21 protein-coding genes are annotated in these 21,957 nt (G+C 61.0%); 7 read left to right on the top strand and 14 right to left on the bottom strand.

Features of this window, described 5'->3' with window-relative positions:
• Positions 1 to 38: 38 nt before the first annotated feature.
• From hflX to trkA, 4 genes are all read right to left on the bottom strand, one after another.
• Positions 39 to 1,310: a GTPase HflX gene (gene hflX, locus PXK01_RS12550; protein WP_274860316.1), complete on the bottom strand. Its 1,272-nt coding sequence runs from the start codon at positions 1,308 to 1,310 to the stop codon at positions 39 to 41.
• Entirely contained in the window at positions 1,310 to 1,549 is a 240-nt protein-coding gene (gene hfq / locus PXK01_RS12545; protein WP_008204623.1) for an RNA chaperone Hfq, read from the bottom strand. The genes hflX and hfq overlap by 1 nt, the downstream gene beginning before the upstream one ends.
• Before the next feature lie 131 nt (positions 1,550 to 1,680).
• Entirely contained in the window at positions 1,681 to 3,216 is a 1,536-nt protein-coding gene (locus PXK01_RS12540) for a TrkH family potassium uptake protein (RefSeq protein WP_274860315.1), read from the bottom strand.
• Between the two features lies 1 nt (position 3,217).
• The gene (gene trkA, locus PXK01_RS12535) at positions 3,218 to 4,594 is read right to left on the bottom strand and encodes a Trk system potassium transporter TrkA (protein WP_274860314.1); all 1,377 of its coding nucleotides are present in this window, start codon (positions 4,592 to 4,594) and stop codon (positions 3,218 to 3,220) included.
• A gap of 240 nt (positions 4,595 to 4,834) precedes the next feature.
• Between trkA and PXK01_RS12530 the strand changes: the two genes are divergently transcribed.
• On the top strand, positions 4,835 to 5,182 hold the full coding sequence (locus tag PXK01_RS12530) for a hypothetical protein (RefSeq protein WP_274860313.1): 348 nt from the start codon (positions 4,835 to 4,837) through the stop codon (positions 5,180 to 5,182).
• Positions 5,183 to 5,327: 145 nt separating this feature from the next.
• On the opposite strand, the gene ntrX is transcribed toward PXK01_RS12530, so the two are convergent.
• From ntrX to dusB, 5 genes are all read right to left on the bottom strand, one after another.
• Entirely contained in the window at positions 5,328 to 6,737 is a 1,410-nt protein-coding gene (gene ntrX, locus PXK01_RS12525; protein ID WP_274846194.1) for a nitrogen assimilation response regulator NtrX, read from the bottom strand.
• Positions 6,734 to 9,016, bottom strand: coding sequence for a sensor histidine kinase NtrY-like (locus tag PXK01_RS12520; protein ID WP_274860312.1), 2,283 nt, complete (start codon positions 9,014 to 9,016; stop codon positions 6,734 to 6,736). The genes ntrX and PXK01_RS12520 overlap by 4 nt, the downstream gene beginning before the upstream one ends.
• A gap of 98 nt (positions 9,017 to 9,114) precedes the next feature.
• Entirely contained in the window at positions 9,115 to 10,482 is a 1,368-nt protein-coding gene (locus tag PXK01_RS12515; protein ID WP_274846196.1) for a response regulator, read from the bottom strand.
• A gap of 3 nt (positions 10,483 to 10,485) precedes the next feature.
• Positions 10,486 to 11,580 (bottom strand): two-component system sensor histidine kinase NtrB, encoded by a 1,095-nt coding sequence (locus tag PXK01_RS12510; protein WP_274846197.1) that lies wholly within the window; start codon positions 11,578 to 11,580, stop codon positions 10,486 to 10,488.
• Positions 11,577 to 12,563, bottom strand: coding sequence for a tRNA dihydrouridine synthase DusB (gene dusB / locus PXK01_RS12505; protein WP_274860311.1), 987 nt, complete (start codon positions 12,561 to 12,563; stop codon positions 11,577 to 11,579). The genes PXK01_RS12510 and dusB overlap by 4 nt, the downstream gene beginning before the upstream one ends.
• Positions 12,564 to 12,746: 183 nt before the next feature.
• Between dusB and PXK01_RS12500 the strand changes: the two genes are divergently transcribed.
• The 4 genes from PXK01_RS12500 to PXK01_RS12485 all read left to right on the top strand — a co-directional run bounded on the left by PXK01_RS12500 (position 12,747) and on the right by PXK01_RS12485 (position 16,220).
• Positions 12,747 to 13,910 (top strand): bifunctional 2-C-methyl-D-erythritol 4-phosphate cytidylyltransferase/2-C-methyl-D-erythritol 2,4-cyclodiphosphate synthase, encoded by a 1,164-nt coding sequence (locus PXK01_RS12500; RefSeq protein ID WP_274860309.1) that lies wholly within the window; start codon positions 12,747 to 12,749, stop codon positions 13,908 to 13,910.
• Positions 13,907 to 14,404, top strand: a complete 498-nt coding sequence (locus tag PXK01_RS12495; RefSeq protein WP_274860306.1) for a phosphatidylglycerophosphatase A family protein — start codon at positions 13,907 to 13,909, stop codon at positions 14,402 to 14,404. The genes PXK01_RS12500 and PXK01_RS12495 overlap by 4 nt, the downstream gene beginning before the upstream one ends.
• A gap of 2 nt (positions 14,405 to 14,406) precedes the next feature.
• Positions 14,407 to 14,883: a CinA family protein gene (locus tag PXK01_RS12490; protein ID WP_274846440.1), complete on the top strand. Its 477-nt coding sequence runs from the start codon at positions 14,407 to 14,409 to the stop codon at positions 14,881 to 14,883.
• A gap of 155 nt (positions 14,884 to 15,038) precedes the next feature.
• Entirely contained in the window at positions 15,039 to 16,220 is a 1,182-nt protein-coding gene (locus PXK01_RS12485) for an ammonium transporter (RefSeq protein ID WP_274846201.1), read from the top strand.
• Between the two features lie 125 nt (positions 16,221 to 16,345).
• Here PXK01_RS12485 and PXK01_RS12480 read toward each other — a convergent pair whose 3' ends face one another.
• Positions 16,346 to 16,792, bottom strand: a complete 447-nt coding sequence (locus PXK01_RS12480; protein WP_274860304.1) for a type II toxin-antitoxin system RatA family toxin — start codon at positions 16,790 to 16,792, stop codon at positions 16,346 to 16,348.
• A gap of 75 nt (positions 16,793 to 16,867) precedes the next feature.
• Between PXK01_RS12480 and hpt the strand changes: the two genes are divergently transcribed.
• A complete protein-coding gene (hpt, locus tag PXK01_RS12475; protein WP_274846203.1) occupies positions 16,868 to 17,410 on the top strand; it encodes a hypoxanthine phosphoribosyltransferase in 543 nt (180 codons plus the stop codon).
• Here hpt and PXK01_RS12470 read toward each other — a convergent pair.
• Together PXK01_RS12470 and lipA are read right to left on the bottom strand one after the other, a co-directional pair.
• Positions 17,407 to 18,570 carry an amidohydrolase gene (locus PXK01_RS12470; RefSeq protein WP_274860302.1) on the bottom strand — a complete coding sequence of 388 codons (1,164 nt, stop codon included), beginning with the start codon at positions 18,568 to 18,570 and terminating at the stop codon, positions 17,407 to 17,409. The two genes, hpt and PXK01_RS12470, sit on opposite strands and share 4 nt — an antisense overlap.
• The gene (gene lipA, locus PXK01_RS12465; protein ID WP_274846205.1) at positions 18,567 to 19,520 is read right to left on the bottom strand and encodes a lipoyl synthase; all 954 of its coding nucleotides are present in this window, start codon (positions 19,518 to 19,520) and stop codon (positions 18,567 to 18,569) included. Before lipA ends, PXK01_RS12470 begins: the two co-directional genes overlap by 4 nt.
• A gap of 230 nt (positions 19,521 to 19,750) precedes the next feature.
• Here lipA and PXK01_RS12460 point away from each other — a divergent pair, with 230 nt between their 5' ends.
• Positions 19,751 to 20,299, top strand: coding sequence for a peroxiredoxin (locus tag PXK01_RS12460; RefSeq protein WP_274860300.1), 549 nt, complete (start codon positions 19,751 to 19,753; stop codon positions 20,297 to 20,299).
• A 60-nt stretch (positions 20,300 to 20,359) separates the two neighbouring features.
• Here the strand turns inward: PXK01_RS12460 and PXK01_RS12455 are convergent, their stop codons facing one another.
• Both PXK01_RS12455 and PXK01_RS12450 read right to left on the bottom strand, forming a co-directional pair.
• Positions 20,360 to 21,301 carry a LysR substrate-binding domain-containing protein gene (locus PXK01_RS12455; protein WP_274860298.1) on the bottom strand — a complete coding sequence of 314 codons (942 nt, stop codon included), beginning with the start codon at positions 21,299 to 21,301 and terminating at the stop codon, positions 20,360 to 20,362.
• 114 nt (positions 21,302 to 21,415) lie between these two features.
• A partial coding sequence (locus PXK01_RS12450; protein WP_274860296.1) for a DUF6456 domain-containing protein occupies positions 21,416 to 21,957 on the bottom strand: 542 nt, incomplete at its 5' end.

Below are 21,957 nucleotides of genomic sequence, written 5' to 3'. Positions count from 1 at the left end.
AGCTTAGAGCTTAGAGCTTAGAGCTTAGAGCTTAGAGCTTAGAGCGCGTCGTATTGCGCCTTCTGCCTGGGGGTCCACAGCACCGTGACCACGAACCCGTCCTCGCCCTGCTCTTCGGAGACAACAACCTCCTGGGCGAACAGCCAGGCACGCTGTTTTCCCTGCGAAAATGCCAGATTGATTACATCCTGGTGCTTTTTGCCTTGCAGTTTTTCCGCAATATCTGCGAGCAGCCCATCGATCCCCTCGCCCGTCAGGGCCGAGATCGCGTGAATGTCCTCTTCCCGTTCGGCCCTTTGCCGCCGCGCCGTTGCCTCTTCGTCGGTGAGATTATCCAGCTTGTTCCAGACCTCGATCTGGGTGCGGTTCTCATCCACCCCCAATGAGGAGAGGATCGCTTCAACGTCTTCCGCCTGGTGATCGGTTTCCGCGTGGCTGATGTCGCGCACATGCAGGATCACATCCGCGGCCAGCACCTCTTCCAGTGTGGCACGAAAGGCGGCAACAAGTTCGGTCGGCAGATCCGAGATGAACCCCACCGTATCCGAGAGGATGATCTCGGGACCATCGGGCAGAACCACCCGGCGCATTGTCGGATCAAGGGTGGCAAAGAGCATATCCTTGGCCATCACCTCGGCCCCGGTCAGCCGGTTGAACAGGGTCGATTTCCCGGCGTTGGTATAGCCGACAAGCGCCACGATGGGGAACGGCACCTTGGCACGGGCTTCGCGATGCAGGGTGCGGGTTTTCACCACCTTGTCCAGCTGACGGCGCAGGCGCACCAGCTGGTCGTCAATGGCGCGCCGGTCGGCTTCGATCTGGGTTTCGCCGGGACCACCGACAAAGCCAAGGCCACCGCGCTGCCGCTCCAGGTGGGTCCAGGCCCGCACCAGGCGCGTGCGCTGATAGCTGAGAGCGGCCATTTCAACCTGCAACACGCCTTCACGGGTGCGCGCCCGATCCGAGAAAATCTCGAGGATCAGGCCGGTACGGTCCAAAATCTTGACCTTCCAGGCCTTTTCCAGATTGCGCTGCTGCACGGGCGAGACCGGCCCGTCGATCAGAACCAGTTCGACCTCTTGCGATTTCAAACGCTGGGAGAGTTCTTCAATCTTGCCCGAACCGAACAGCATGCCCGCATGGGCCTTTGGCAGGCGCACCACTTCAGATCCGATCACATCCAGATCGGGCAAGGCCTGTGCAAGGGCAACCGCCTCGGCCAGGGCGGGCTCGGCGTCGCGGCGATATTTATCCGACTTAATGTCCGGATGCAGCACCCAGGCGCGGGTGCGCTTCCTGTCATGCTCCATCAAGAGGCGTCTTCGCCTTCATATAGGCTGATCGGCTGTGCCGGCATGATTGTCGAAATCGCATGTTTATAGACCAACTGCGACTGTCCGTCGCGCCGCAGAAGTACGCAGAAATTGTCAAACCAGGTGATGACACCCTGCAGTTTAACCCCGTTGATCAAGAAAATTGTAACCGGAACCTTGGTTTTGCGAACGTGATTCAGGAAGGCATCCTGAAGATTCTGTCTGTCCGAAGCCATTATTGTTATCTCGCCTTTTTTCTTGTGACGCGCTGCGGACCAACGCGCGAAATACTGTCCAACTATGGACGCAGAGCAATCAGGATTCCAGCCAAAAAGCCCCAATCCCTTCGCAGGTTAACGGGCTTTGATCAACTGCGCCAGAGATTTGGCGACAAAAGAGCGATGATGGCCAGGGTTTCCAACCGCCCCAGCACCATTGCAAGGCATAGAACCAGCTTGGCCGCGGGGGCCAATTGCCACAACAGGATCGGATCGTTGGCAGCCACCTCCACCAGCGGCCCGGTGGTGGACAGGGCGGCGATCGCAAGGACCAGCGAGGTTTCGAAATCGGTGCCCAAGGCGGCCAGAACCGTGCTGATCACCGCCAGCGACAGGGCAAAGAGCATAAAGAACACCCAGGCCACAAAGGCCCCATTCTTGCGCAGCCGCCTGTTGCCGCCACCCTCGCTGCTGACCACTGATGGATGCACCAGGCGCTCCATCTCTCCCAATCCGTTCAGGTAAAGCGCATAGACCCGCAGCAGCTTGACCCCGCCCGCGGTTGTCGCCACCCCGCCGCCGATCAGCGCCAGTCCCAGAAGGATCATGCCCGGTGTATCCAGGCCGGACCATTCCCGCGCGGTGTCCCAATCGGCGCTTTCAAAGCCGGTGGTCGACAGGAAGGACATGACCGTGAACATCGACCCCCAGAAGGCCCTGAGCGCCTGGCCCAGGTCTTCGCCGCCAGCCACTTCGAGGGTCGCCAGCCAGTGCCGCAGGAACAGGAGCATCGGCACCCCGAAGACAATCAGCAGCCCGGTGCGGAATTCCGGATCGCGATCCAGCCGCCCATCGCCACTGCTGACCGTATCGCTGGAGAACGTCAGCCTGGACAGGGCGAAGAACATGAACAGGAACATCACCATCTCGCCGATCACACCGCTTTGCGCATGTTCGGTACCGCCAATCGCGGAAATGCCCGATGTGGCCATCACCGACATCGCATGGGTCAATCCCGGCAGCGCTTTGCTGCCGCTCATCATCAAGAGCGTCCACAGAACCAGGGTGAGCCCGGCATAGACCGGGGTCAGCGTACGCACGACCGAGAGCAACCGCCGCCGCGGGTCTGCTTGCTGCATGTTCGAGGGCGTCGCCCCGCCGCCACCGGGTTCGCCCCGCGCGGTGACCTCGAACCCGCCCAGGAACATCGGCGCCAGGATCGAGGACGCGGCGATCCACATCAACAGACCACCCAGCCAGCCGACCATGGCACGCCACAGGTGCAGACTGGGCGGCAGGCGGCCGGGATCGGCAAAAACATCGGCGCCGGTGGTGGTGATCGCGCTCACCATATCGAAATAGGCGTTCAGGAAGCTTGTGTTTTTGAGCGTATCCTGAACCGGTACAGCCAGGAACAGTGGCAAAACCACAAAGCTGGCCAGCAAGGACAACAGTTGCCCGGGCATGCCGTACCGGGGCCGTCTGTTGCCCAATGACAACCCGATCACCGACACCATGAAAAGGCCCAGGAGCCCGGAGAAAAAGAAACTCTGCGAGGTCGGATGATCGTTCAGAATGACCGCATGGGTGGCAGGCACCCACATCGCCAGGCAGGTGACTGCCCAGATCAGCAGGAACAATGGCAGCCGCAACAGCCCGCCCGGAGCCTTATCCCGCCGTCTCATATCAGAAATAGTCGATCGAGACCTGCATCAGCCGCTCGACCTCCGGCACATCATCCGCCATGGCAAAGAGCGCGATCACATCGCCCTCTTCGATGCGCAAGCCCCCGCTGGGCGGCAGCACTTCCCCGCCCTTCTGTACCGCGCCGACCAACACGCCTTCGGGAAAGGGAATATCGCGAATGGCCTGACCGGCCAGGGGTGATGTGCCCATGACTTCGGCCTCGATCACCTCGGCCTCCGCATCGCCAATGGAATAGACCTGGCGCACCCGCCCATAGCGGATGTGTTGCAGGATCGAGCTCACCGTGGTGGCGCGGGGGTTGATAAAGGCATCGATCCCAAGATGAGACATCAGCGGCAACAGGGTCGGATCGTTGATCAGCGCCACCACAAAGGGGCAGCCTTCGGCCTTGGCACGCACCGCTGCCAGCATATTGGTCTTGTCGTCATCGGTGACGGCCAGCATGGCATCGGCCCGATCGATCCCCGCTTCCACCATCAGCGACCGGTCCAGCCCGTCGCCATGCAGCACGATGGTACGCTCCAAGGTCTCTGCGGCCCGTTCGGCACATTTGCGGCTTTTTTCGATCACCTTGGCGCGCACGCGCCCGGTTCGCCCTTCCAGCGCCTTGGCCACCTCAAGGCCAACGTTCCCGGCCCCGACAATGACCAGGCGATCCTGACGTTTCTCTTTTTTTCCAAAGACTTCAATCGTACGGCTCACGTCTTCGGCATGGCAGAACACATAGGCGCTATCGCCGACGAACAGCTGATCGCCCGGCTCCGGGGCGAACAGCGTGCCCTCGCGGCGCACGCCCACCACGATGGCGCGCAGGGTGGAGAACAGATCGGTCAGCTGCCGCAGCGGCGTGTTCACCACTGGGCAATCTTCATCGACCCGAATGCCCAGGAGCTGCGCCTTGCCGCCCATGAAGGTCTCGGTATCAAAGGCGGCCGGCGCCGACAGGCGCTGGATCGCGGCGGCGGCCACTTCCCGTTCGGGGCTGATCACCACATCGATAGGCAAATGGTCCCGCCGGTATAGGTCGGAGTAGATCGCGGTCAGGTAGCTTCTGGCCCGCAAGCGAGCGATCTTGCGCTGGATCGAGAACACCGAATGCGCCACCTGACAGGTCACCATATTGACCTCGTCCGAATGGGTGGCGGCAATGATCATATCCGCATCGCGCGCACCGGCACGGTCAAGCACGTCCGGGTATGAGGCAAATCCCGCAACCCCCTGAACATCCAGCGTATCGGTTGCCCGGCGGACCAGTTCAGCGTTGTTGTCGACGACCGTTACATCGTTGTGTTCCCCGGACAGATGACGGGCGATCTGCCAGCCGACCTGGCCGGCACCACAGATGATAACCTTCATGATCCATTCCCTTGGGCGCGATCCTGCCGGTTTTGAATGACAGATGCCGCGGGAGGGGTCAAATCAATTGTACTGTCAGCATAATTTCGGCATCCTCTCCGTATGAGCGTTATGCGGCACAGTCTTGCGAATTGGTTCCTTCTCGCGCTTGTGGCAGCTGTCACAGCTTGCGGGCCGATCCCGGTCTATCACCGCGAGGGGACAGACCGGGGCCGGGTTGAAAACGATACGCTCAGTTGCATGACCGAGGCCCTGAAGCAGGCGCCTGTCGCCAATGAGATCCGCCACACCCCCGACAGGTATTATCCGGGGGCTCGCCACTGCGTGGATGGCAAATGCTGGACGCGCCCCGGCTATTGGGTTCAAGGCACCACCTATACGGTTGATGTCAATCTCGGGCTGCGCAAGCGGTTGGAGCAAAGCTGCATGGCGCAGAAAGGCTATCAGCAGGTACCTTTGCAGCGTTGCAGCCAGGCTGAGGTCGGCCAGCGCCTAGCGTCAGAACCGCAACGACAGCCGGTTCTGACCGAAGGAACATGCGTCTGGCGCAGCCCCGATGGCCAGTTGCACATTCTTCCACCCATCTGACATCGGCCTCTCTGGAAAAGGTACGACGCCACCCCGAACACCTGTTGGCCCGGCCATAGGCCAAGGCGGAAAGGGGCAGCCAGTTATAGCCCTCTTTCACCGCCTTCTTAGCCAGTATTTGGCTTAGATTTGGGCCGCCTACCCCTCAGACCAGATCCTCTTCCTGCTCCACATGGGCCACCCTTGCGCCGGCCTTGTTCGAGGTCACCACGCCAAGCGATTTCAGTTTCCGATGCAGCGCCGAGCGTTCCATTCCCACGAAGGAGGCGGTGCGGCTGATATTGCCTCCAAAGCGATTGATCTGGGTCAGCAGATACTCGCGCTCAAAAGCTTCCCGCGCTTCGCGCAGCGGCAAGGTGGCCAGGGCGCCCGACAGCACCACGCGGCCATCGTCGACCACCTTTTCCTCTTCGCGCGGCAGGTCGCGGGCCTCGATCGGCCCCGTCCCGTCGCCCAGGATCAGAATGCGCTCCACCAGGTTCTTCAACTGTCGCACGTTTCCGGGCCACACCATGGTCTGCATCAGGGCAATGGCCTCTTCCGTCAACTCGCGCAGCGGCAGGCCCTGCGCGCTGTTGAATCCACGGATGAAATACTCCGCCAAGACCGGGATGTCTTCGCGCCGATCCGCCAGGGACGGTACTGCAATCGGCACCACGTTCAGACGGTGGTACAGCTCCTGGCGAAAGCGATCCGCCTGAATTTCCGTCTCCAAGCATTTGTTCGTGGAGGAAATAACCCGAAGGTCCACGCGCACCTTCTCGGTGCCACCCACACGCTGAAACTGCTGATCGACCAGAACACGCAGGATCTTGGACTGGGTGCCAAGCGGCATATCGGCGACCTCGTCAAAGAAGATCACGCCGCCATGGGCCTGCTCCAGTAACCCGGGTTCAACGCCGGTTTCCGCGGTTTCACGCCCGAACAGCACCTCTTCCATCCGCTCGGGTTCGATGCTGGCGCAGTTCACTGTCACAAAGGGCGCAGAGGCCCGGCTCGAGTTTGAATGGATATAGCGCGCAGCGATGTCCTTACCGGCCCCGGCCGGCCCGGTCAGCATCACGCGACCGTTGGATTTCGTCACCTTGTCCAATTGCGCCACCAGGGCGCGGAAGGCTGCGGAATTTCCGATCATCTCTGAGGCACCGGTTTCCTTGCGGCGCAGATCGGTGTTTTCGCGGCGCAGGCGCGAGGTTTCCATTGCCCGACGGATCACCACCATCAACTGGTCGATATTGAAGGGCTTTTCAATGAAATCATAGGCCCCCTGTTTGATCGCCGCGACCGCGATTTCGATATTGCCATGCCCGGAAATGATGACGACGGGCACTTCCGGGTAATCCCGCTTGACCGTTTTCAGAATATCAATGCCGTCCATCTGACTGTCCTTGAGCCAGATGTCGAGGATCAGCAGCGCCGGAAGTTCTGCCGCGACCTCGGCCATGCATTCGTCCGAATTCCCGGCCTTTCGGGTCGAATAGCCTTCATCCTCTAGGATGTCAGAGATCAGCTCGCGGATGTCGCGTTCATCGTCAACAATCAGAATGTCACTCATGTCAGACCTACTTTCACTGTATTCCTGTTTGCCTCCGCGCTGCTGAGCGCTTGCGGCAGGCGGATCACCGCCATGGCACCGAAATGGCTTTGTCCTTCGAACACCGGCGCATCGCTCAGGGTGAGCGTACCGCCGTGTTCTTCAATAATCTTTTTCACGATGGGCAGCCCCAGGCCGGTCCCCTCGTTGCGGGTGGTCACATACGGTTCAAAAAGCCGCGCACGGTCTTCCGGTAGCCCGATCCCATTGTCCGCTATTGTCACTTCATATCCTCCTTTGTCACCCGTTCGCACCGCGATCCGAATTTGCGGATCGAAATCCTCGGGCGCTCCTTTTTGTTTCAGGCTTTCAATTGCCTCTCCTGCGTTCTTGATAAGGTTGGTCAGGGCCTGGCCGATCATGGTCGCATCCAGATCCGCCCACAGCGCATCCTCTGGCAGATCGGCCGTGATCCGCACGCCCGGCTGCCCGGTCTGCTGCAAAACGACAGCATCACGGACCAGCCCGACCAGGTTTTCCTTGCGGCGCTCGGGTTCAGGCATGCGGGCGAATTTGGAGAACTCATCGACAATGCGCCGCAAGTCATTGGTCTGGCGCACAATTACATCGGTCATCGACTGTAGCTGATCGCTGTTTTCCTCGCCAAGTTTCGGCGCAAACTTGCGTTTGATCCGTTCCGCGCTCAACTGGATCGGGGTCAGCGGGTTTTTGATCTCATGGGCAATCCGGCGGGCGACATCGCCCCAGGCCGCCATCCGCTGTGCGCTGACCAGATCGGTCACATCGTCAAAGGCGACCACATATCCTTCCAGCATGCCGTGATCGGACAGTCGCAAGGACATGCGCACCAGCAGGTTCTCAAGCCGCCCGTGCCGCGTCACCTTGATCTCTTCCTGAGCGGTTTCGGCGCCGCTGTCCTTCAGGTTCTCGAACAGCGGGCCGAATTCCGGCACCGCGACTGCAAGCGCCAGAGATTGCCGATCCCCATGCCAATCCAGCAGCCGTTCGGCCGAGCGGTTCACAAAGGTGACGCGCCCCTCCGGATCCAGTCCGACAACGCCAGAGGTGACAGAGGAGAGCACAGAATCAAACAGCCGACGACGGCGTTCGATCTGGTCGGTGTTTTCCAGCAGCGTTTCGCGCTGGCGCTTGAGTTCCCGCGTCATCCTGTTGAAATACCGCCCCAATTGGGCAATTTCGTCCTCGCCCTGCTCCTCGGGGACCTGAACGTCCAGATCGCCACCTCCGACCCGGCGCGCGCCAACGGTCAACCGCCCCACCGGGCCGGATAGACGTTCCGCAAACCACATGCCCAACCACATGGCAGCCAGAATAAGAATGAGCGCGAAGCCTATGTAAAGAAGGCCAAATTCAAAGAGAACGCGACCGCGCTCCTTTTCCAGCTGCTGATATAGATTCGCCGTCTGCTGGGTGTCATCCAGAAGGTTCAGCAACTCGCCATCCACATCGCGGCTGATGTAGAGGAAGCGATCGACAAAGGCATTCAGGCGGACGATGGCGCGGAACTCGTTGTTGTCCCAATCCTGAATGATGCTCATCCCCTCTTCGGTTGCCTGCGTGATATCGGCGGAACCGGGCTGTTCGAAATCGAATTCATAGGACCGCTCGCCCCGCGCGCGGATCTCGCCCAGCCCGTCGATCACATAGGCCTCGCGCAGACCGCGCTGCACCTGCAATTGCCCCTGCGACAGCACCTGGCGCAATTCGGCGTCATTCATGAAGAAGCTGCGCGACCGGCTGTTGTCGATATAGCGCGCCAAGGCTGTGCCATCCTCGGCCAGATCGCGGCGTTGCTCGACCTGATAGGCCTCGGCCGCGGCCAATGAGGTCCCGATCACCTGGCGCACCCGTTGCGAGAACCAGCCCTCAAGCCCGACATTGACCGTCAGCATGGCAAAGATCGCCACGATGACCGTTGGCACCAGCGCCAGAAACCCGAAGGCCCCGATCAGGCGCAAGTGCAGCCGGGATCCGGCGGATTTGGCGCGGCGGGCAGAAAACAGGCGCACGATCTGGGTGAGCACCAGCGCCGCGATGGCCATGATATAGACCATATCCGCCAGCAGGATCAGACGCAGCGACAGCGAGGACGCACCATGCCCCAAGGGGCCGAAGATCAAGAATGTGACCAGCGCCAGGATCGGGCCCAGCAGCACCAGGCCAAGGGTGCCGATATTGCGGGCCTTGCGGGTCTTGCGCCAGCGGTCCAGCGCCGCCAGTGTCTGAAACCCACCCCTTGAATGTGACTTATGAGCCACTGGCTGCCCTCATTCTGATGTATGGCCAAACCGGCCAACCGCCACATGTCGTGGCCCGCCCCAGTGAAGTGCGGCGCAGCCACGTTCCTGTGGCGATATTACATCAGTTTCCGGCGCCGTGTCACCTCAATATCCAGATCGGTAATCTTCTTGCGCAGGGTATTTCGGTTGATGCCCAGCAGTTCTGCACATTTTGCCTGATTGCCGCCGGTTGCGGCCAGGGCAATCTCGATCAAGGGCGTCTCGACTTCACGCAGGATACGACTGTAGAGCCCCGGCGGCGGCAACATGTCCCCGTGCAGGTCGAAATAGCGTTGCAGGTGGCGGGCAACGGATTCGGTCAGCTTTTCGTTGACCGCACCGCTGACCATCGGTTCCGCGCCCGTCTGGGGCCCCAGGGCCGCAGCCACATCGGATTTCCCGATCTCCTCGCTGCGGGCGGTCAGCGCCAGGCGGCGCACCACATTTTCCAGCTGGCGTACGTTCCCCGGCCAGGGGAAGTGGCGCAGCAACTCGCGGGCATCTTCGCTGAGCGTCCGGTGCGGCGCGCCTTCGTTTTCGGCCCGGATCAGGAAATGCTCTGCCAGAAGCGCGATATCCTCCACCCGTTCCCGCAACGAGGGCACATGCAGTTCGGTGCCGCAGAGACGGTAATAGAGATCCGCGCGCAAGCTGCCATTCTCCATTTCCGGCGACAGGTCCTTTTGACTGGTTGCCATGAACCGCGGCGAGTGATCCCCGGTTGCATCCATCATCCGCACCAACCGGGCCTGCGCCTCGTCCGGCAGATCCAGCAACTCGTCAATCAGGAGGGTCCCCCCCTTGACCTGCCCCAAGAGCCGCGACGGGCCTTCCAGTTCGATCAGATCGCCGGCTGTTGCCGTCACAAAGGGCAATGTACGCCGGTCGGAGAAATCATGAATTGCGCGTGCAATCAAGGACTTGCCGGTACCACTTTCACCGGTCACCAAGAGCGGCATATCGGTATTCATCACCCGCGCAATCAACCGGTAGAGCGCCTGCATGACCTCGGTGCGTCCCACCAAGGGCAGCTCTTCGGGGCGTTCCTCGGCCTCGGGACGGGCCGTGTTTGCCGAGGTTCGTTTCTCCGACAAGGCCTTTGCCGTGCGTTTCATCAGCTCGGGCAGGTCAAAGGGTTTTGGCAGGTAATCATAGGCGTCAGCCTCTGCCGCCTTGATCGCCGTCATGATGGTGTTCTGCGCCGAAATGACGATCACCGGCAGACCGGGACGGTCCTCTGCGATCTTGGGCAACATCTCAAGCCCGTTTCCGTCGGGCATCATCACATCCGAGATCACCACATCGCCCTTGCCCTCTCCCACCCAGCGCATCAGCGTGGTCAGGGAGGAGGTGGCATGCACCTTGCAGCCCGCCCGCGTGAGCGCCTGCGTCAAAACCGTGCGAATGGTGCGGTCGTCATCGGCAACCAGAACTGTGCCATCCATGGATCAACTCTCCTGCGATTGGTCGCCGCGCGGCACGCGCGACAAAGACAGCCGGAAAACCGTGCGCCCCGGAACGGAGCTGACGGAGATCCAACCGTTGTGTTCTGAAATGATCTTGCTCACCAGCGCGAGCCCCAGGCCGGTGCCGTTTTCCCGGCCCGACACAAAGGGATCGAAGATATCGTCCCGGATATGCTCTGGCAGCCCCGGTCCATCGTCGATGATTTCAATCTGCAGCGGCAACAGCTTGCCGGTGCCATCGCTGCGCCGCAGCCGGAAGGAATGTTCGTAAAAGGTGCGAATTCGAATATTTCCGCCCTGTTTTCCAGCAGCTTCGGAGGCGTTCTTCAATAGGTTCAGCACGACCTGCAACAGCTGATCGGAATCGCCCCAGGCTGGCGGCAAGGAGGGATCATATTCCTCGGTGATGGTCATATTGGCGCCAAACCCCAAAAGAGCGGAGCGCCTTGCGCGATCCAGCACGTCATGCAGGTTCACCGGCTTGAAATCCGGGGTCGAGAGATTGCCGAATTGCTCCACCTGCTCCAGCAGCTTCACGATCCGGCGGCTTTCGCTGACGATGAGATCGGTCAGTTCCAGATCCTCGGCCGAGAGGTTCATGCTCAAAAGCTGTGCAGCCCCGGTGATGCCGGCCAATGGGTTCTTGATCTCATGGGCCAGCATTTCCGCCATGCCGATGGCCGATTGAGCCGCGGATTTGGCGGAATGGTTCTGCGTCATCCGCCCGGCCAGTTCCCGTGGCGACAGCATCAGCAGCATCATGCCCGTGTGACCGTTCACGGGCGCGATCTGCACCCCACATTGCAGGGGGGCACGGTTGGCCGCGCCCACATCGATGTCATTCACAAACAGAGGCGTACCCGCCGCGCGGCTGCGTTCAAAGGCATCGGCGATGGGGGCCTCGAATTTCAACTGGTTCCAAACCGGGCTCCCGATCAGGGCCTTGTGGGAGGTATTGAGGAAGCCTTCGGCGGCAGAATTGACATCCGCGATCAGGTTGTCGCCATCGATCAGGAAGGCCGGAACCGGCAGCGAAGCCCAAAGCGCGCCATTTTCAATCACGCTGCCGTCGTTCATGCTGCAACCTCCTGATCCTGATTGCTGAGCGCCGCAGGCAGCAAGGACAAAACCCGGCGGGGATCACGCTCTGTCAGAACCGCACGCCGTAGGGATGCGCCGGTCCCGGCCTCATCCATGTACCAGCCCAGATGCTTGCGCGCGACGCGCAGCCCCAGATCCACTCCGTAAAAATTCAGCATTGCGTCGTAATGCCCTGAAATCATGTCGATTAAATCCTGCCCCTCGGGAATTTGCGGAGCCCCGCTCTGCCACAGCTGATCGGCAACTTCCGCCAGTAGCCAGGGTTTCCCCTGCGCCCCGCGTCCGATCATCACGCCATCGGCACCGGACTGATGCAGCGCCTGACGGGCGGTGCCTGGATCCACGATATCGCCATTGGCCAGAACCGGAATATCAACGGCCTCAGTGATGGCGCCAATCGCCGCCCAATCCGCCGACCCCTTGTAGAACTGGCAGCGGGTGCGCCCGTGGATGGTGATCATCTGCACGCCGGCCTCCTGCGCGCGGCGCGCCACATCGGCGGCATTCAAGCTGTTTTCATCCCAGCCCAGCCGTGTCTTCAGGGTCACCGGAATATCGACCGCCGCGACCACCGCCTCGATCAGTTTCAGCGCGTGATCCGGGGTTTTGAGCAGCGCCGAGCCGGAATAGCCATTGGTCACCTTCTTGGCCGGGCAGCCCATGTTGATATCGATCAGCCGCGCCCCGCGATCAGCCACCTGGCGCGCGGCCTCGGCCATCCAATGCGCCTCGCGTCCGGCCAGTTGCACCGAGGTGTTCTCCACATCCGCGCTCAGCTCGGCCCGCTCCCGCACGCCCGGCTTGGCCTGCACCATCTCCTGGCTGGCGACCATTTCACTGACCATCAGACCGACTCCGAAAGATCGCACCAGATCGCGAAACGGGCGATCCGTGATACCGGCCATGGGGGCCAGCGCGATCGGTGGTGTCAAAGAGGTGGATCCGAGGGTGAAGGACAACTGCCTAATCCTTGTGCATTTGTGACTTTTCTAACCGAAGGTCGGGGTATTGGAAATTCAAATGGCCGTTTTGGATCCGAGATTCCAGACCGACTGCCTAATTTTTAATCACCGTGACCTGGGAGATTGCCTCGGCAATTGGCACGCCATAAACACAAGATCAACCGCTGGAGAGAGCTTCTTATGACCACTGCCGCCCTTATCGTTGCCGCCGGGCGCGGAACCCGTGCCGGAGGCGGGCTGCCAAAACAATGGCGTCCCCTGAAAGGCCGCCGCGTGATCGATTGGACGTTGGAGGCTTTTCGTCAAGCCGACGTGGATCGCATCGTTCTGGTCCTATCGCCCGATGACACGCAGGCCTGGGAGGAATTCAGCACGGATCAAGGGATCCTCGTTGCAAAGGGCGGTGACAGCCGGGCGACCTCGGTGATGAACGGACTGCTGGCGCTGGAGGGCACCGGCGTGTCACGCATCCTGATCCATGATGCCGCGCGCCCCTGTGTAAGCCCCGCCCTGATCCAGGCGATTCTGCAGCGGCTGGAGGATACCGTGGCAGCGGCCCCGGCCCTTGCCGTCACCGATGCGCTGTGGACGGGCGAAGATCACCGGGTGACCGGCACCCGCGACCGAACCGGCCTCTATGCGGCGCAAACCCCGCAGGGTTTTCGCTATGATGACATCCTCGCCGCCCATCGCGCCCATCCCGGCGGGGCCGCCGATGACGTGGAGGTGGCGCGCCATGCCGGGCTTGACGTCGCCATCGTTCCGGGCGAGGCGGAGAATATCAAGATCACCGGCCCTGCGGATTTTGCCCGGGCCGAAGCCATATTGACCGGGCAGCAGGCCGGTAGAACCAAGGGAAACAGAATGGATATCAGGCTGGGCAATGGATATGACGTACACCGTTTCGGCCCCGGTGATCATGTGGTGCTCTGCGGGGTAAAGGTCCCCCATGACAAGGGCCTGCAGGGGCACTCGGATGCGGATGTGGGCATGCATGCGCTGACCGATGCCATTTATGGCGCCTTGGCCGAAGGCGATATCGGCCGCCACTTCCCGCCATCGGACCCGCAGTGGAAAGGCGCTGCGAGCGAGATTTTCTTGCGCCACGCGGCAGAGCTTGCGCGCGAAAAGGGGTTTGAGATCTCCAACGTCGATTGCACCCTGGTCTGCGAATACCCGAAGATCACCCCGCATGCTGCAAAGATGCGCGATGAAATCGCAAGAATCCTTGGCATCAATGCAAACCGGGTATCCGTGAAGGCCACCACATCGGAGCGGCTGGGCTTCACCGGGCGCGGTGAGGGCATCGCTGCGCTGGCAACTGCTGCATTGGTGAAGCCATGAAGATCGCAACCGCAATCGGAACCGTTCTGGGCGTGGGCTATCTGCGCCCTGCCCCCGGCACCTGGGGATCCTTGGCGGCGCTGCCGCTGGCCTATGGGCTGCATCAGGTCGGCGGCTTTCCCCTGCTCGCCCTGGTCACCATCCTGTGTTCGCTCATCGGGTTCTGGGCTGCTGCAGAGATGACCCGGGGCCAGGAGGATCTCGACCCGTCGGAATTCGTGATGGATGAGGTGGCCGGGCAGCTGCTGGCCATCTGGGCGATCTCCTATCCGGCCTGGGCGCATGGCATCGAAATCACCGCGCTTTGGCCCGGCTGGGTCTCTGCCTTTGTCCTGTTCCGGCTGTTCGACATCCTCAAACCCGGCCCGGTTGGCTGGGCCGACCGCAAGAAGGGCCCCTTCGGCGTGATGATGGACGATGTGATTGCAGGCCTTCTGGCCGCCATCGGTGTCATCCTGCTGGCAGGGTTCTCCCATGGGGTTCTGGGACTATGAGCATCGACGTCGCAGCGCTGATTGCAGCGGCCACAGAAAAGGGCCTCACCATAGCCACCGCCGAAAGCTGCACCGGCGGCATGGTGGCGGCGGCGCTGACCGACATTCCCGGATCCTCATCGGTCCTGGACCGGGGCTTTGTCACCTACTCCAACGCCGCCAAACAACAGATGCTGGGCGTGCAAAGCGCAACGCTGGAGGCCGTCGGCGCGGTCTCGGAGGAGGTCGCGGTCGAGATGGCAGAAGGCGCGCGGGATCGCGCCGGTGTGAGCCTGGCAGTTTCGGTCACCGGTATCGCAGGGCCCGGCGGATCGGAGTTCAAGCCCGAGGGCCGCGTCTGTTTCGCGCTGGCCTTTGTGGGCCAGGACACCTTTTCTCAGACGATAGAATTTGGCCCCCTGGGCCGAGACAAGGTGCGCCTGGCCAGCCGCGATCACGCGCTGACCCTGCTGAAAGCAGCCATTTCTAAGCCTGAATAGAAAACAAGCATAGGACCCAAAACTATGCACATTTTTTAATCACTTCACAAAAAGCCCCATAAAACAGCACAGCCAAGCCTGTCACTGCTTCTTTTTGCATCACTCATAGGTTTTGACAGCGTCCAACCCCTCAATCTGGATGGAAGGAACGCAAAATGAACGGAGCTGATACAGCTTGGATCATTGTGGCGACGGCTTTGGTGCTCTTCATGACGCTGCCGGGTCTCGCATTGTTTTACGGCGGGCTGGTTCGTGCCCGAAATGTGCTCAGCGTTTTCATGCATTGCTATGCAATTGCCTGTTTGATGAGCGTCCTGTGGCTCGCATTCGGCTATTCCATCGCCTTTGGCGGTGGCACCAGCGGCTATTGGGGCGGCTTGGACAAGATGTTCCTGAGCGGTGTTGATGCGGACAGCCTGTCCGGCACCCTGCCCGAGGTGCTGTTCTTTGCCTTCCAGATGACCTTTGCCATCATCACGCCCGCGCTGATCGTCGGCGCCTATGTGGAGCGTGTGGGATTTGGCTTTGTGCTGACCTTCTCCGGACTGTGGATGCTCTTGTGCTATGCGCCGGTGGTGCATTGGATCTGGGGCGGTGGCATGCTGGCCGATGGCGGCATCTTTGGCGAGATCGGCGTGCGCGACTTTGCCGGCGGTATCGTGGTGCATGAAACCGCAGGTCTGGCCGCGATCATCATCGCCGTTGTCCTTGGCCCGCGCAAGAACCGCACCACCCCGCCGCATAACCCCGGTTACGTGGTGATCGGTGCCGCGATGCTCTGGGTCGGCTGGTTCGGCTTCAACGGTGGCTCGCAGCTCGCGGCCGATGGTGGTGCCGCCATGGCGCTGACCGTGACCCATATCTCTGCCGCGACCGCCTCGCTCACCTGGGCGCTGTGGGAGAAGATCAAATATGGCAAGGCCTCGGTCGTGGGTATCGTCACCGGCACCATTGCAGGTCTGGCCTCGATCACCCCGGCCAGCGGCTTTGTCGGCCCGGTAGAGGCCCTGATCATCGGCGCCATCGCTGGTATCCTGTGTCAGGAAGCGGTGAACCTGGTGCGCAACGTGCTGAAGATCGACGACACGCTGGACGTCTTTGCCGTGCACGGTGTCGGCGGCATCTTCGGCACCATCATGATCGCTGTCTTCGGTGCCGGCACCTGGGCCGCGCAGCTCGGTGGTCTGGCTGTGGTTGGCATCTTCACCACCGTCGTGACCATCGTTCTGGTCAAAGTGGTTGCCGCCATCACCACCCTACGGGTGGATGCGGAAAGCGAGACCAACGGCCTCGATATTTCGGCCCACGGCGAGCGCGCTTACGATCTGTCCAGCTGACCTGACCGCTGGCAATCAAGAATATCAGGCAGGTCCGGTCAAATGGGCCTGCCTTTTGTTATGAAAGAGCACTGAGAAAACAGCGACAAAGCCGCCGTGGCTTCATCCCCTGCGGTGCGAGCGGATTATCCGTATAGCTCTGCTGCGCGCTTTTCGAAGGCCCGCACGATGCGCTGCATGGCCTCGTTGAACACCACGCCGATGATGCCCTGCAGCACCGCATTCTTGAACTCGAAATCCACGTAGAATGCCACATCACAGCCGCCGTCGGCCCGATCCGAAAACGCCCAGTTGGATTTCATGTAGCGAAACGGCCCATCCAGGTATTCGGTATCGATCTTGTGTTCGTCCGGATGCAGCACAACGCGGCTGCCGAACCGTTCCCGGAACACCTTGAAGGAAATCACCAGATCCGCCTCCATCACCTCGGCCGCGCCCTGGGAGGTACGGCTGCGGATCCGGGCGGCGGCGCACCAGGGCAGGAATTTCGGGTATTGTGCCACATCCGCGACCAGATCGTACATCTGCTGCGCCGAATAGGGCAGCTGGCGGTTTTCCGAATGGGTGGGCATGGCTGTGGCAATATTCCTGCTATGATCGTGCCGCGTCATGTCCTATGAACACGCGGGAATTTCAAGGGGTCAGCCATGTCACAGCGTCCATATGTCATCGATGTGATGATTTCAGCCAAGGCCATTGCCGCGCGCATCGAAGAGCTTTGCGCCGAGATCCACAAGGAATTCGGCGATACCGACAAGCTGGTCGTGGTCGGGCTGTTGCGCGGCAGCTTTGTCTTCATCGCCGATCTGGTGCGTGAGCTGGACCTACCGATCGAGGTGGATTTCCTGGAGGCCTCCTCTTACGGGGACGCCATGGAAAGCAGCCGAGAGGTCCGTATTCTCAAGGACTTGCGCGGAGCCATTGAAGGGCGGGATGTGCTGGTGGTCGAGGATATCGTCGACACCGGCCATACGCTGAACCATGTGATCAACCTCTTGACCAGCCGCAAGCCCGCGCGGCTGAAATCCATTGCCCTGCTCGACAAACCCTCGCGCCGCGAAGTGGATTTCCGCGCCGATTGGATCGGCTTCGAGATCCCGGACGAATTCGTCGTGGGCTATGGCATCGATTTTGCGCAACGCAATCGGAACCTGCCCCATATTGGCAAGGTCCGTTTCCTGGACGACTAGGCGTTTCCCGACGTCGTTTCGTTCAACAGCGCGTCAATGGCAGCGGTGAAGACCGCAACGCCCACCGGGATGATCTTGTCGGGGAAATCATAATCCGGGTTGTGCAGCTGCGGCATGTCCTGTCCCGCACCCAGCCAGAACATGGCGGCTTTCGACACGGTGCCGAATTGCCCGAAATCCTCGGACCAGGGTTGTGGAACTTGCCACAACTCCATCTCATAACCCGCTGTTTTTGCGCCATCGGCCAAAGGGCTCGACGCCTCTGGATGGTTTGTGCAGGCGTCAAAGACATCATCATAGGCGATCGAAAAACCGAGCCCCTCATCCTGGCAGACGCTTTGGACCAGCGCCTCTGCCCGGGTGACAAGATCTGCCATCCGCGCATTGGTCACGGTGCGCAGGGTGACCCAGATTTCAGCCTCGCCCGGGGCAATACCAAAGGTCGCCTCCCCCAGCCAGGCATGGGTCAGGGTGACAAGCGCATAGTCCGGCGTCATCGCGCCGCCTGCCCCAAGCGCGACCAAGGCGGGCATCAACGCGGTCATTGCCCCGGCGGGCGACTGCCCGTCCTGCGGTGCCGCCGCATGGGAGGTCTTGCCAGTCAGCCGAATACGAATGCCGCGCGACGCGCAATTCGAAGGTCCGACACAGAGCGCAAGCTGACCGGCGGCCAGCCCCGGGTAGTTGTGAAGCGCAAAGGAGAAGTCGGGTTTTATCCGCTCAAACTGCGGATCTGCAATGACTGCTGCGGCGCCCTTGCCGGTTTCCTCGGCCGGTTGGAACAGCAGCACCACCCGCCCCCGTTGCGGCCTGTGCTGTGCAAGATGCTCTGCCAGCCCCGCCACCATCACCATATGCCCGTCATGGCCACAAAGATGCCCGCGCCCCGCATGGGTGGATCGATAGGGAGCCTTTGACTGCTCTTCGATCGGCAGCCCGTCCAATTCACAGCGGATCAAGACAGTCGGCCCGGCTGCAGCGCCTTGAAAAACCGCTGCAACCCCATGACCACCCAGCCCGGTCAACAGGTCATCCGGGGAAAAACCGGTAAGATAGTCAGCAACGAATGCGGCTGTTTTCTCTTCCTGCCCAGAGACTTCGGGGATTTGGTGAAGGTCATGGCGCAGCTTTGTTAGCTGCGCCAGGCACTGCGGCGTCATGCAAGGCCCAGCTTGGCGTTGCGTGCCTCCCGCAGGCGGGCAAAATCATCCCCCGCGTGATAGGAGGACCGCGTCAACGGCGTTGCCGAGACCATCAGGAAGCCCTTGCCATAGGCGGCTTTTTCGTAGGTCTTGAACTCTTCCGGGGTCACGAAACGATCCACGGCATGGTGTTTCGGTGTTGGCTGCAGGTATTGGCCAATGGTCAGGAAATCGATATCGGCCGCGCGCATGTCGTCCATCACCTGTTTCACCGCCTGCGCATCTTCGCCAAGGCCGACCATGATCCCCGATTTGGTGAACATCGACGGATCCAACTCCTTCACCCGCTGCAGCAGGCGCAACGAGTGGAAATAGCGGGCGCCGGGGCGGACCTCAGGGTAGAGACCAGGCACGGTTTCAAGGTTGTGATTGAACACATCAGGCCGGGCTTCGACAACGGTTTCAAGAACTTCCGGCGCGCACTTGATGAAATCCGGGGTCAGGATCTCGATCGTGGTGTTGGGGCTGCGATGGCGCACGGCGCGAATGGTCTGGGCGAAATGATCGGCCCCGCCATCTTCGATATCGTCGCGGTCCACCGAGGTGATCACCACATGGTTCAGCCCCAGTTTCTCCACCGCATGGGCAACGCGGCCCGGTTCGAACACATCCAATGCCTCTGGCGGTTTGCCGGTTGCGATGTTGCAGAAGGTACAGGCCCGCGTGCAGACTTCCCCCATGATCATCATGGTGGCGTGGCCCTGGCTCCAGCATTCCCCCACATTCGGGCAACCTGCCTCTTCGCAGACGGTCACAAGGCCATTTTCCCGCATGATCTTGTGGGTATCCGCATAGCCCTTGCCACCGGGCGCCTTGACGCGAATCCAGCTTGGCTTCTTCGGCTGAGCATTGTCGGGGCGGTGCGCCTTTTCCGGATGGCGCTGCGCGGGGATTTTCAGGTCTCTCACGGGGCTTTTCCCTTGCGGCAACTGTTTGCGTCCTCGTTTAGCATAGCCACATGAGGATGACACGGCCAATTCAGCCTGTCGCATTCTCACATGGTACATAGCTGCTATGCTAGCCGCATCTCCTCAAATTCAAGTTACTCAATTCTGCGTTGCGGCATTTCCGGTTGTAGCACTTTTGATAGTTTAATAAGTCAGCAGCCATAACCTATTATTATGAACGGAGATCCCCGATGAAAGCTGGTGTCAAACTCCCCGACGTCACCTTCCACACCCGCGTGCGCGACGAATCGATCGAAGGTCCCAACCCATTCCGCTGGGAAGACAAGACCACTGCCGATTACTTTGCAAGCAAGCGCGTTGTGCTGTTCTCCCTGCCCGGCGCCTTTACCCCGACCTGCTCGACCTACCAGCTGCCCGGCTATGAAAACGGCTTTGGCGATTTTCAGGCGGAAGGCATTGATGCGATCTACTGCATGTCGGTCAACGACAGCTTCGTGATGAACAAATGGGCCGAAGCGCAAAAGCTGGAAAACGTGCAGGTCATTCCCGATGGATCCGGTGAATTCACCCGCAAGATGGGCATGCTGGTGGCCAAGGACAATCTGGGCTTTGGCGCCCGCAGCTGGCGTTATGCAGCCGTGGTGAACAACGGCGTCATCGAAGCCTGGTTCGAAGAGCCCGGCCTGTGCGACAACCACGCCGAAGACCCCTATGGCGTCTCCTCACCCGAAACCGTTCTTTCCTATCTGAAGACGGCCAAATCGGAAGTTGCCGCCTAAGCAACGGCTATCAGATCACTTTGACGGGCACTCGATCGGGTGCCCGTTTTCATACCGGGTTCAGCCCTCTTGGACCTCTCCCTCTCGGGTTTGCGCGACGATCTCCTGCCCGACCGCGCGCACCACTTCGGCCAGTTGGTCGAACCAATCCCCGGCCTCTGTCGTATCGCGGCGCACCAGGCCGATCCGGCGGAAAGGTTCCGGTCCCGGAAAGCGCTGAACCCGCAGCCCCTTGGTGGCGCTGCATTCGACCTGCAGCGCAACTTCGGGCATCAGTGTCAGGCCAAAACCCGCTGCGACCAAACGGGACAAGGTTCCCAAGGACCCGGCCCCCATGTTGATTTCCGGAGCGTTGCGCTGCATCCCGCAGACCTCCAGCGCCTGATCGGTCAGGCAATGCCCATCCTGCAACAGCATCAACTGTTCCGATCTCAAATCCTGAGGGCGAATCGCGGCGCCATCCGCATTGATCTGAGCCAGCCGGTTGGCGGAGCCGGCCAGCAGGAACCGATCCACGAACAGCTCTTTCTCGATCAGCCCGTGGCCGCCGCTGGGCAAGGCCAGAATCGCGACATCCAATTCACCGATCTGCAAACCCGTCAGCAAGCCTTCGGTCGTTGCCTCGCGCACCTGAACCGACAGCTGCAAATCGGTTGCCCGCAGTTGCGCAAGGATGCCGGGCAACAGATAGGGCGCCAATGTGGGTATCACCCCCAAAGCAAGGCTGCGCCTTCCGGTGCTTTGCTCCTTTGCCATCCGGGCAAGCTGCTCGGCCGCCCGCAAAACGGTCTCGGCCTGCCCCAGAACCTGGCGTCCCAGAGGCGTCATCACCACATCGCGGGCGCGCCGTTCCACCAAGGGGCCACCCATGGCATCTTCCAGGGCACGGATTTGCACCGACAGGGCCGGTTGCGACACATGGCAGGCTTCGGCCGCGCGACCGAAATTGCGCTGCTCGCACAGAGCGCGGAAATAGGTGAGCTGTCGCAGGGTAAAATTCATAATCGACGCTTATACGAAACGCGCACACCTGCAAGGGTAAATTATGCCACCCGTGCGGTTCCACGGACAGGGGGACAGCACCCATGACCCGGAAAATCAAAGAACAAGAGGCACTTAGCCAATTCTTCGGTGACCTCCGCCGGTTTCCCCGTCCTGAGCTTGATAGTAGCTCTGCAACTGTTGCAACGCGATCCGCAACACGATCTTCCCCGAGCGCGCCGACCAGCCCAGTTGCCGTTCCGCCGCTTCCAGCCCCTCCAGATAGCAGCAACACCTGAGCGCAATATCGCTGAGTCCCGGACCCAGGGCCGTCAAGGCCCCCATCGCCCGGTTCTGTGCCTCCCGCGCCGATTGGCTGGACCAGCCGCGATTGCCACCAGCGCTGCAGGCTTCGGCGCCGAAATAGGCCGCCCCTTGCGCCAGGTGCTGCCCGACCTGAGCCACTTCGTAATCTTCGCGAAGCCGCTTTCCCGTCAGCACCAGATCCGGTGGCAAGAAGGGGTCGCCATTCTTGTCCATCAGCCGGGCCAGCATATCCAACGGCGTCTCTGCGCCACCGTAGCGTTGCCGCCGCAGGCCCGGTGTCAACGGCGGAGTAAAATTCGGCCATTGTGGCGGAGCAAAAGTCGGCCAGTTTGGGGCGAGCGCCTTGGAGC

Origin of the sequence: Phaeobacter sp. PT47_59, from assembly GCF_028890025.1 — a bacterium.
GTDB lineage: Bacteria > Pseudomonadota > Alphaproteobacteria > Rhodobacterales > Rhodobacteraceae > Phycobacter.
Note: the sequence above shows the minus strand (reverse complement) of the source record. Positions and strands in the feature narration are given on the sequence as shown.